The 7,466-nt window shown below is 60.8% G+C and carries 6 protein-coding genes; 2 read left to right on the forward strand and 4 right to left on the reverse strand.

Annotated features, from left to right (window positions below; all coding sequences use genetic code 11):
• Positions 1-5: 5 nt before the first annotated feature.
• The 4 genes from DKB71_RS03920 to DKB71_RS03935 form a co-directional block, all read right to left on the reverse strand.
• Entirely contained in the window at positions 6-1,559 is a 1,554-nt protein-coding gene (locus DKB71_RS03920; RefSeq protein WP_408599673.1) for an ABC transporter ATP-binding protein, read from the reverse strand.
• 604 nt (positions 1,560-2,163) lie between these two features.
• Positions 2,164-2,745: an IMPACT family protein gene (locus DKB71_RS03925; RefSeq protein WP_408599675.1), complete on the reverse strand. Its 582-nt coding sequence runs from the start codon at positions 2,743-2,745 to the stop codon at positions 2,164-2,166.
• Between the two features lie 7 nt (positions 2,746-2,752).
• Positions 2,753-3,403 (reverse strand): TetR/AcrR family transcriptional regulator, encoded by a 651-nt coding sequence (locus DKB71_RS03930; RefSeq protein ID WP_020796325.1) that lies wholly within the window; start codon positions 3,401-3,403, stop codon positions 2,753-2,755.
• A 75-nt stretch (positions 3,404-3,478) separates the two neighbouring features.
• Positions 3,479-4,399, reverse strand: a complete 921-nt coding sequence (locus tag DKB71_RS03935; RefSeq protein WP_274077747.1) for a LysR family transcriptional regulator — start codon at positions 4,397-4,399, stop codon at positions 3,479-3,481.
• Positions 4,400-4,535: 136 nt separating this feature from the next.
• Between DKB71_RS03935 and DKB71_RS03940 the strand changes: the two genes are divergently transcribed.
• Together DKB71_RS03940 and DKB71_RS03945 are read left to right on the forward strand one after the other, a co-directional pair.
• The gene (locus DKB71_RS03940; protein ID WP_408599676.1) at positions 4,536-5,885 is read left to right on the forward strand and encodes an aspartate aminotransferase family protein; all 1,350 of its coding nucleotides are present in this window, start codon (positions 4,536-4,538) and stop codon (positions 5,883-5,885) included.
• Positions 5,886-5,959: 74 nt separating this feature from the next.
• Positions 5,960-7,453: a CoA-acylating methylmalonate-semialdehyde dehydrogenase gene (locus tag DKB71_RS03945; protein ID WP_408599677.1), complete on the forward strand. Its 1,494-nt coding sequence runs from the start codon at positions 5,960-5,962 to the stop codon at positions 7,451-7,453.
• Positions 7,454-7,466: the final 13 nt, after the last annotated feature.

Raw genomic sequence — 7,466 nt, forward strand, 5'->3', positions numbered from 1 at the left:
CTCCGTTAACGTATTGCGCAGGCGGGTAGTTGAGGGGTGTCGAACTGGCCGGCCATCCAGCCACCAACATCGCTCAGGCGGGTGTCGACGGTGGCCTTGAGCGGCGATAACTGTCCGCCGCACAAGGCACCGAGGCGGTCGCTGATCTGGAACAATTCGTCGAGGTCTTCGGAAATCACCAGGATCGCCGCGCCGGCATCGCGCAGGGCGATCAACGCCCGGTGAATGGTCGCGGCCGCGCCGACATCCACGCCCCAGGTCGGGTGCGCGGCCACCAGCAATTTCGGCTGTTGAAGTATTTCCCGGCCAAGGATGAATTTCTGCAGGTTACCGCCGGACAGGCTGCGGGCCGGTGCCTGGGGGCCGGCTGCCTTGACCCCGAAGCGGCGAATGATGTCTTGCGCCAGTGCCAGGACCTTGGCGCGCTGAATCAGCCCCTTGCTCACCAGCCCGTGCTGGAATGCAGTGAGCAGGGCGTTGTCCGCCAGGCTCAGGTCCGGTACGGCGCCATGCCCCAGGCGTTCGGCCGGGACGAAGGCCAGTCCGCGCTGGCGGCGGGCATCGGGGCGTAAATGCGCGACCGCTTCGCCGCCGAAACGGATGGTTGCAGCGTCGTTGCGGCCCAGCCGCTCTTCACCGCTGAGCAACGCCAGCAGCTCATCCTGACCATTGCCGGCGACACCGGCGATGCCGACTATCTCGCCGCTGCGCACCGCAAGGTCGATGGCCTTGAGCGAACAGCCGAACGGGTCCGGGTTGTGCCAGGACAAGCCTTGCATGTGCAAAAACACATCAGTGCCCGTCACCTTCGGGTAATCGGTGATCAACTCCGCCGCGTCGCCCACCATCAGGCGCGCCAGTTGCCGATCCGAGTATTCGGCCGGCACGCAATGCCCGGCCACTCGCCCGCCGCGCAACACGGTGGCGCTGTGGCACAGCGCACGCACTTCGGCGAGTTTATGGCTGATGAACAGAATGCTGCAGCCCTCGGCAGCCAGTCGGCGCAAGGTCACGAATAAATCGTCGGCCTCCTGCGGGGTCAACACCGAGGTCGGTTCGTCGAGAATCAGCAGGCGGATGTCCTGCATCAGGCAGCGAATGATTTCCACCCGTTGCCGCTCGCCGATGGACAGGCTGTGGACAAGTCGCTGTGGCTCCAGCGCCATGCCGTAGCGTTGCGACACTTCGCTGATTTTGCGTTCAAGCTGGCTGGGCGTGCCTGCCGCCGGGCCCATGGCCAGGGCGATGTTCTGCGCCACACTCAAGGTTTCAAACAGCGAGAAGTGCTGGAACACCATGCCGATCCCCAGGTCGCGAGCCTGGGCCGGGTTGCGCAGGGCTACGGGCTGGCCATGCCAGAACATCTCGCCGGCGTCGGCCTGCACGACGCCGTAGATGATCTTCATCAGGGTGCTTTTGCCTGCACCGTTTTCGCCGAGCAGGGCGTGGATTTCACCCGGGGCGATGGTCAGGTCGATGGCATCGTTGGCCAGGCAGCCGGGGTAGCGTTTACTGATTCTGCTCAGTTGGAGGCGGGGTGTTGGATCGGCGATGGGCATGACAGGCTCGGTTCGATGGAGTGCATGCCTGTGGATAAAGCAATTTTCTGGCCATCAGGTCAGGAAATTTGCCTGGGCCCCGTGCGCCAGGCCACTTTGCGCGCTGGCAGGCCGGGACGCACCGCAAACCGGGCACCACAAAAGTGCAGGGCGGTTGAGCCGGCTCCGGTTTTGCGCGTGGTCTCTTGATCAAAAAATGAGCATTCGCCGGCAAGCCATGCCGGATATGCAGCCGCGCCAGCCATGAACGGGTTATCCACAGATTGCTCCACAGTATTTGTGCGCAAGCTCAAGGGACGGGCATAAGCGTGGGGCGGCTATCTTCTAAAAGTGCTAAACCACTCTAACTAATTGTTTTTAATTGGATTTAACAATTTTATGGGCAAAATGGACGAAAAATGAGCAAAGCCTGCAAAGCCGCATGACAGAAGGGTTACAGCGTTATGTGCTCAGGTTATCCACAGTCGGGTGCACAGCAGATGTGGGCAACTATGGAATATGCAAAAAATGCGCGTGCCCCAAAAGATCGCAGCCTGCGGCAGCTCCTACAGGATGTCCGCGATCCCCTGTAGGAGCTGCCGCAGGCTGCGATCTTTTGATCTTGCTAGTGCTGCAACACAATCCGTCCACGACTCAAGTCGGCGAGTAGAGATTGCAATGTGTCGATCTGCCCGGCACCCACAGCTAATTGCAGTTCAACGCCATTGGCCGTGAAATCCTCGTGCACCACCAGCCCACCAAGTTCCGCAACCCGCAGCTTGACCAACGCCAACTCACCAAACGTACAGGCACAGCGCACCGGCACCCGACTGATCAACTCAATCTTCGGCGCCGTTTGCAGGCACTTATTGGCACCGCCGCCGTAAGCCCGGGCCAGTCCACCGGTGCCCAGTTGAATGCCGCCATACCAGCGAATCACCAGTACGACGACCTGATCACAATCCTGTGCCTCGATGGCCGCCAGGATCGGCCGCCCAGCCGTGCCGCCGGGTTCGCCATCGTCAGTGCTGCGGTATTGATCGCCGAGCTTCCACGCCCAGCAATTGTGCGTCGCGTTCGGATCGCTGTGCTGGGTAATGAAAGCCTGGGCTTCGGCGGGGCTGCCGATCGGCGCGGCGAAGGTGATGAAGCGGCTTTTGCGAATCTCTTCGCGGTATTCGCAGAAGTCGCTGAGGGTAAAAGGCATAGGGGTCTTAGAGAGAGGGTGTCAGGCCGCAGCCTTTGAGAATGATACGGATCAGGTTGTTGCCGGCGTCTTCCATGTCTTGCTTGGTCAGCTTGCTGCGCCCGCTGACCCGGCAGATCTGCGTGGCGAAGTCGGCGTAATGCTGGGTGCTGCCCCACAACAGGAAAATCAGGTGCACCGGGTCGACCGGGTCCATTTTGCCAGCGTCGATCCACGCCTGGAACACCGCGGCACGGCCCTGGAACCAGGTGCGATAGTCCTGGTTGAAATATTCGGTCAGGCATTCGCCGCCACTGATGACCTCCATGGCGAAGATTCGGGAGGCTTGCGGCTGGCGCCGGGAAAACTCCATCTTGGCGCGGATATAGCGGGTCAGGGCTTCGGCCGGGTCGTCTTGCGCGGTCAGGGTATTGAAGGTGCTGTCCCACAACTCGATGATGTTGCTCAGCACCGCCACGTACAAACCGAGTTTGTTGGTGAAGTAGTAATGCAGGTTCGCCTTCGGCAAGCCGGCATTCAGGGCGATGGTGTTCATGCTGGTGCCCTTGAACCCGTGACGGGCGAACTCGTCTTCGGCTGCTTTGATGATGGTCTCTTCGTTCTTCTGACGAATGCGGCTGGCGGGTTTGCCGCTGTGGGCTGGGACTTCAAAGGTCATAGGCACTTCCGGACAAGGGGGTGGGTGCATCCAGTGCGTTGATAGCGTAAAACCGAATACACCACAACCGGATGTTCAGCGTGTTGCGGCCAGGCTTTCGAGAAAACTTTCCAGAACCAGGTGCGGACGACGCCCCTTGCGGGTCACCGAAGCCAGGCTGAGATCATAGAAACGGGTTTTTGATTTCAATGCGCGCAACCGGCCTTGCTGCACCCAAAGGCTGGCGTAATGGTCCGGCAGGTAGCCGATGTAGCGCCCGGTCAGGATCAGGAACGCCATGCCCTCGCGGTCCGACGCGCTGGCGGTGCAGTTGAGCGCCTGATAATGCGCCTGGATATCCGCTGGCAAACGGAAGGTCGGGGCGATGGCGTCCTGGCTGTTCAAACGCCCGTCGTCCAGTTGCTTGTCATCGACATAAAACAGTGGGTGGCCAACCGCGCAGTACAGCAGCGAGCGTTCGCTATACAGCGGCTGATACTCCAGCCCCGATAGCGCACTGGCCTGCGGCACTACGCCGACATGCAGGCGACCGTCGAGCACGCCTTGTTCCACTTCGTTGGGCGCGATCATGCGGATCTGGATCTGCACGTCCGGGCCGCGTTCCTTCAATTGCGACAGGGCGTGGGTGATGCGCATGTGGGGCAGGGTGACCAGGTTGTCGGTCAGGCCGATGGTCAATTCGCCGCGCAAGTGCTGGTGCAGGCCGTTGACCTCGGTGCGGAAACTTTCCAGGGCATTTAGCAGCTGCAACGCCGATTGATAAACCTCACGACCTTCTTCGGTCAGGGAAAACCCGGCACGGCCACGTTGGCACAGGCGCAAACCCAGGCGCTGCTCCAGATCGCTCATCTGCTGGCTGATGGCCGAGCGGCCGATACCGAGAACGCTTTCAGCCGCAGAGAAGCCGCCACTTTCGACCACGCTGCGAAAGATCCGCAGCAGGCGGATATCAAAGTCGCTGACTTGCGCCAGTGGATCGGGGCGACGGCTGGACATGCGTTTACTCGATAGTTTAGTGAGGGGCTGACTGAAGGTTAGAAAAGTTGCATTTCACCGACTTTATCCCCGTGGCAATTTAGCTGCAACAGCGGTTTCAATCCTTACGCGCTTATTGCCTTGCGAGGTTTCACCCATGAACTTGCCTGAAAACGCCCCGACATCCCTGGCCAGCCAGCTCAAGCTCGATGCTCACTGGATGCCGTACACCGCCAACCGTAACTTTCAGCGCGATCCGCGCCTGATCGTGGGTGCCGAGGGTAGCTGGCTGATCGACGACAAGGGCCGCAAGGTCTATGACTCGCTGTCGGGTCTGTGGACCTGCGGCGCAGGGCACACTCGCAAGGAAATCCAGGAAGCGGTCGCCAAGCAACTGGGCACCCTCGATTACTCGCCAGGCTTCCAGTACGGTCACCCGCTGTCGTTCCAGCTGGCAGAAAAAATCACCGACCTGACCCCGGGTAACCTGAACCACGTGTTTTTCACCGACTCGGGTTCCGAGTGCGCCGACACCGCCGTGAAAATGGTGCGTGCCTACTGGCGCCTGAAAGGCCAGTCGACCAAGACCAAGATGATCGGTCGTGCCCGTGGCTACCACGGCGTGAACATCGCCGGTACCAGCCTGGGTGGCGTCAACGGCAACCGCAAGTTGTTCGGCCAGGCGATGATGGACGTCGATCACCTGCCACACACCTTGCTGGCGAGCAATGCGTTCTCCCGTGGCATGCCGGAGCTGGGCGGTATCGCCCTGGCTGACGAACTGCTCAAGCTGATCGAACTGCACGATGCTTCGAACATCGCGGCGGTATTCGTTGAACCTCTGGCCGGTTCCGCTGGCGTACTGGTTCCGCCGCAGGGTTACCTGAAACGTCTGCGCGAGATCTGCGATCAGCACAACATCCTGCTGGTGTTCGACGAAGTGATCACCGGTTTCGGCCGTACCGGCAACATGTTCGGTGCCGACACCTTTGGCGTGACCCCGGACCTGATGTGCATCGCCAAGCAAGTCACCAACGGTGCGATCCCGATGGGCGCGGTCATTGCCAGCTCCGAGATCTACCAGACGTTCATGAATCAGCCGACGCCTGAATACGCGGTGGAATTCCCCCACGGCTACACCTATTCCGCACACCCGGTGGCGTGCGCCGCCGGCCTTGCAGCACTGGATCTGCTGCAGAAGGAAAACCTGGTACAGAGCGTCGCCGAAGTCGCACCGCATTTCGAAAACGCGCTGCATGGCCTCAAGGGCACCAAGAACGTCATCGACATTCGTAACTATGGCCTGGCGGGCGCGATCCAGATCGCGCCACGTGACGGCGACGCCATCGTCCGTCCGTTCGAAGCGGGCATGGCCTTGTGGAAAGCCGGGTTCTACGTGCGCTTCGGCGGCGACACCCTGCAGTTCGGCCCAACGTTCAACAGCAAGCCGCAGGACCTGGATCGTCTATTCGACGCGGTCGGCGAAGTGCTGGGCAAGATCGACTGATTTCTCCTTACATACCTACAAACAACGGGCGCACCGATTCGGGCGCGCCTGTGGACAACTTTTCAGGAGCTTCCATGAGCGTTATTCCGCATTTGATCAATGGCGAACTGGTGACCGAGAACGGTCGCGCGGTTGATGTGTTCAACCCGTCCACCGGCCAGGCTATCCACAAGTTGCCGCTGGCGACCCGCGAAACCATCCAGAGCGCTATCGACGCGGCGAAGGCTGCATTCCCGGCCTGGCGCAATACGCCACCGGCCAAGCGTGCCCAGGTCATGTTCCGCTTCAAGCAACTGCTGGAGCAGAACGAAGGGCGTATCGCACAGCTGATCAGCGAAGAACACGGCAAGACCCTGGAAGACGCCGCCGGTGAACTGAAGCGCGGTATCGAGAACGTCGAGTTCGCTTGCGCGGCGCCGGAAATCCTCAAGGGCGAATACAGCCGCAACGTCGGCCCGAACATCGATGCATGGTCCGACTTCCAGCCACTGGGCGTAGTGGCCGGTATCACCCCGTTCAACTTCCCGGCCATGGTGCCGCTGTGGATGTACCCGCTGGCCATCGTCTGCGGCAACTGCTTCATCCTCAAGCCATCCGAGCGTGATCCGAGTTCGACGCTGCTGATTGCCCAGTTGCTGCTGGAAGCCGGTTTGCCGAAAGGCGTTTTGAGCGTGGTGCACGGCGACAAGACTGCGGTGGACGCGCTGATCGAAGCGCCGGAAGTCAAGGCACTGAGCTTCGTCGGTTCGACCCCGATTGCCGAGTACATCTATAGCGAAGGCACCAAGCGCGGCAAGCGCGTCCAGGCCCTGGGTGGTGCGAAGAACCACGCGGTGCTGATGCCGGATGCCGATCTGGACAACGCGGTCAGCGCACTGATGGGCGCGGCTTACGGTTCCTGCGGCGAGCGCTGCATGGCAATCTCGGTAGCCGTGTGTGTCGGCGACCAGGTTGCAGATGCTCTCGTGGCCAAACTGGTTCCACAAATCCAGGCGCTGAAAATCGGTGCTGGCACTTCCTGCGGTCTGGACATGGGGCCTCTGGTCACGGGTCAAGCGCGGGACAAGGTCAGCGGTTACGTGGAAGACGGCGTAGCAGCCGGTGCGACGCTGGTCGTGGACGGACGTGGTCTGACCGTGGCCGGTCATGAGGAAGGCTTCTTCCTGGGTGGCTGCCTGTTCGACAACGTCACGCCAGAAATGCGCATCTATAAAGAAGAGATCTTCGGGCCTGTGTTGTGCGTCGTCCGGGTCAACAGCCTGGAAGAGGCGATGCAACTGATCAACGATCACGAGTACGGCAACGGCACCTGCATCTTCACCCGTGACGGGGAAGCGGCGCGCCTGTTCTGCGACGAGATCGAAGTCGGCATGGTCGGCGTTAACGTACCGTTGCCGGTGCCAGTGGCCTACCACAGCTTTGGTGGCTGGAAACGTTCGCTGTTCGGCGACCTGCATGCCTACGGCCCGGATGGTGTGCGTTTCTACACCCGCCGCAAAGCCATCACCCAGCGCTGGCCGCAGCGTGCGAGCCATGAAGCTTCGCAGTTCGCTTTCCCTAGTTTGTAAGTAGAAGGGTAAA

It is taken from the genome of Pseudomonas sp. PLMAX (assembly GCF_046042685.1).
In the GTDB taxonomy this organism is placed as follows: Bacteria; Pseudomonadota; Gammaproteobacteria; order Pseudomonadales; family Pseudomonadaceae; genus Aquipseudomonas; species Aquipseudomonas putida_AE.

Bases quoted from the DNA above. Each gene is read 5' to 3' on its own strand.
- DKB71_RS03920 (WP_408599673.1), bottom strand. From the start codon at position 1,559: ATGCCCATCGCCGATCCAACACCCCGCCTCCAACTGAGCAGAATCAGT.
- DKB71_RS03925 (WP_408599675.1), bottom strand. From the start codon at position 2,745: ATGCCTTTTACCCTCAGCGACTTCTGCGAATACCGCGAAGAGATTCGC.
- DKB71_RS03930 (WP_020796325.1), bottom strand. From the start codon at position 3,403: ATGACCTTTGAAGTCCCAGCCCACAGCGGCAAACCCGCCAGCCGCATT.
- DKB71_RS03935 (WP_274077747.1), bottom strand. From the start codon at position 4,399: ATGTCCAGCCGTCGCCCCGATCCACTGGCGCAAGTCAGCGACTTTGAT.
- DKB71_RS03940 (WP_408599676.1), top strand. From the start codon at position 4,536: ATGAACTTGCCTGAAAACGCCCCGACATCCCTGGCCAGCCAGCTCAAG.
- DKB71_RS03945 (WP_408599677.1), top strand. From the start codon at position 5,960: ATGAGCGTTATTCCGCATTTGATCAATGGCGAACTGGTGACCGAGAAC.